At 51.8% G+C, this 2324-nt stretch carries 3 protein-coding genes; 1 reads left to right on the forward strand and 2 read right to left on the reverse strand.

The window, feature by feature from the left end; translation table 11 throughout:
• Both BMY36_RS19005 and BMY36_RS19010 read right to left on the reverse strand, forming a co-directional pair.
• Window positions 1-491: ATP-binding cassette domain-containing protein (locus BMY36_RS19005; RefSeq protein ID WP_244888705.1), on the reverse strand; the 491-nt coding region annotated here is incomplete at its 3' end.
• A gap of 91 nt (window positions 492-582) precedes the next feature.
• A complete protein-coding gene (locus tag BMY36_RS19010) occupies window positions 583-1485 on the reverse strand; it encodes a metal ABC transporter substrate-binding protein (protein ID WP_050519531.1) in 903 nt (300 codons plus the stop codon).
• A 131-nt stretch (window positions 1486-1616) separates the two neighbouring features.
• Here BMY36_RS19010 and BMY36_RS19015 point away from each other — a divergent pair, with 131 nt between their 5' ends.
• Window positions 1617-2039 (forward strand): Fur family transcriptional regulator, encoded by a 423-nt coding sequence (locus BMY36_RS19015; protein WP_050519532.1) that lies wholly within the window; start codon window positions 1617-1619, stop codon window positions 2037-2039.
• Window positions 2040-2324 lie beyond the last annotated feature (285 nt).

A 2324-nucleotide genomic window follows, 5' to 3' on the forward strand; every position in this document is an offset into this window, starting at 1 on the left:
AATACGCGTTTGCGCTGGCCACCTGACAATTCACCAATCTGACGGGTTCTAAAATCCTGCATGCTGACACGGCGCAGAGCCTCGTTGACCGCATCATGATCAGCCTTCTTGGGGCGACGCAAAAATCCCATATGGCCGTAACGACCCATCATTACCACGTCCTCGACCAGCACCGGAAAGGCCCAATCGACCTCTTCAGATTGCGGAACGTAGGCCACAAGGTTCTTAGCCAAGGCGTCCTCCACATCCAACCCGAGGATTTTAATCGTGCCTTTGGCGGCTGGAACAAATCCCATGATTGCCTTGAACAAAGTAGACTTACCCGAACCGTTCACCCCGACGAGTGCGGTAACAGTACCACGCGGGATCTCAAAACTGGCGTTCCAGAGGGCGGTATGACCGTTGCGGTATGTCACCGTTACGTCTTGCGCCGAAATACCCACCTCGGTTTTGACATCGCTGTGTTTGGGAGAATCTTGATCGTAGAGCATGTTCGTTCCTTTGGCCATAAAGCCGTTGCAGTTTAACGCAAGTGACCTGCGGCACGGACGCCGCAGGTCGGGCTTGTCACATTGGCGTGACTTAGTTTGTCGTGGACGTCAGACCATCAGCAACTGTGCGCGATGTCACGCTGAGCAGGTCAAGGTATGTCGGCACTGGGCCGTCAGGTTCGCTCAGACTGTCGACATAAAGAACGCCACCATAGGCCACGCCGGTTTCGCGCGCCACCTGTTCGGCAGGGGCAGTGTTGACGGTACTTTCGCAGAAAACGACGGGAATATTATTATTATTCACGCCGTCGATCACGGCACGAACCTGTTGCGGTGTACCCATTTGGTCGGCGTTCATCGGCCAAAGGTACAATTCTTTCATGCCAAAATCGCGGGCAAGATAGCTAAACGCCCCTTCGCATGTGACGAGCCAACGGTTCTCTTCTGGGATTTCCGCAATAGCAGCACGTAGTGGCTCGATAGTCACACGCAACTCGTCTTTGTAGGCCTCGGCGTTCGCAGCATAAATCGCAGCGTTGTCCGGATCCTGTTTGGAAAAGGCCGCAACAATGTTATCGATATAGATCAGTGCGTTGTCCAAACCCATCCAAGCATGCGGATTCGGTTTGCCCTCGTAACTGCCACCGGAAATCGAAATCGGATCAATTCCGTCCGTTAATGTCGCGGATGGCACATCATCCATATTGCTAAGGAACTGTTCGAACCAAAGTTCAAGGTTCATGCCGTTCCACAAAATGAGGTCGGCATCAGATGCGCGCACAATGTCTTGCGGTGTCGGCTCATAGCCGTGAATTTCCGCACCGGGCTTGGTGATCGAAACAACATCCGCTGCGTCCCCCGCCACGTTCGAAGCCATATCCGCAAGCACTGTAAAGGTCGTCACAACCTTCATACGGTCCTGAGCCAAGGCACCAGTTGCACAGAGCGCAGTGATAGCCACAATAGATGTCGTTTTTAGAAATAGGGATAGCATTTGGTTCTCCTTTAGATGAATTCTGCTCTCTGTAAATGCAAGTCAGTCGCAACTGTCAAGTGCAGTTGCGAACTATTTGCAATTTAGGTCAAGACTGAATTATAGAATATAAAAGCCCTAAGGAAACGATTATGATAGCTCAGCCTGACGAAATCGAAAGTATGCTACGTGACGCAGGCATTCGCGTGACATCACAGCGCCGTACCGTCATTGCGGCTTTGGTCCAAAGCCACGATCACCCAAGCGCTGAAGACGTGTATGCCCGTGCCAAGTTGGTCGACAATAGTGTATCATTTGCCACCGTTTATCGCGCACTTGCCACGCTCGTTGAGGCCGGTATCGCGCAACGTCTTGCGGTCGACGATGGCCCAGCTCGATTTGAAATGGCACCGGAAACCGAGCATGATCATTTGGTAGATGTGGACAATGGTGAGGTGCTGGAACTAGCATCAGAAGAGTTGGCCGCCTTAAGATCACGTCTGGCTGCCGAGCTTGGTTATGAAATTATCAGCCAACGTTCAGTTTTAAGGGTGCGTAAACTCAAAAAGCCTTGAGCTGCTCTGAATTCCAGCAGAGTCGAGTAGGCTAAAAATGGCTTTGCTACAGGTTCCAAAAACGCTCGTATGGGCCGATGACACAAACGTTGGATTCTGACCTGATTGTTCATTACGGACCTTGGCTGCGGTGTAAAACGCTAGCTTTTTGAGGCGCAAGCTCTTGAGTTTTCACTCGCTACCAGCAGTCGTTAAACCGCATCTATCTTGGGACAATCACCTCATCAACGTTTGATTGCGGAAGCGGACCTTGGTCCGCTGTGCAGCATCGGTCAGATTGGGCTC

Source organism: Pseudorhodobacter antarcticus (assembly GCF_900110135.1).
Lineage (GTDB): Bacteria > Pseudomonadota > Alphaproteobacteria > Rhodobacterales > Rhodobacteraceae > Pseudorhodobacter > Pseudorhodobacter antarcticus.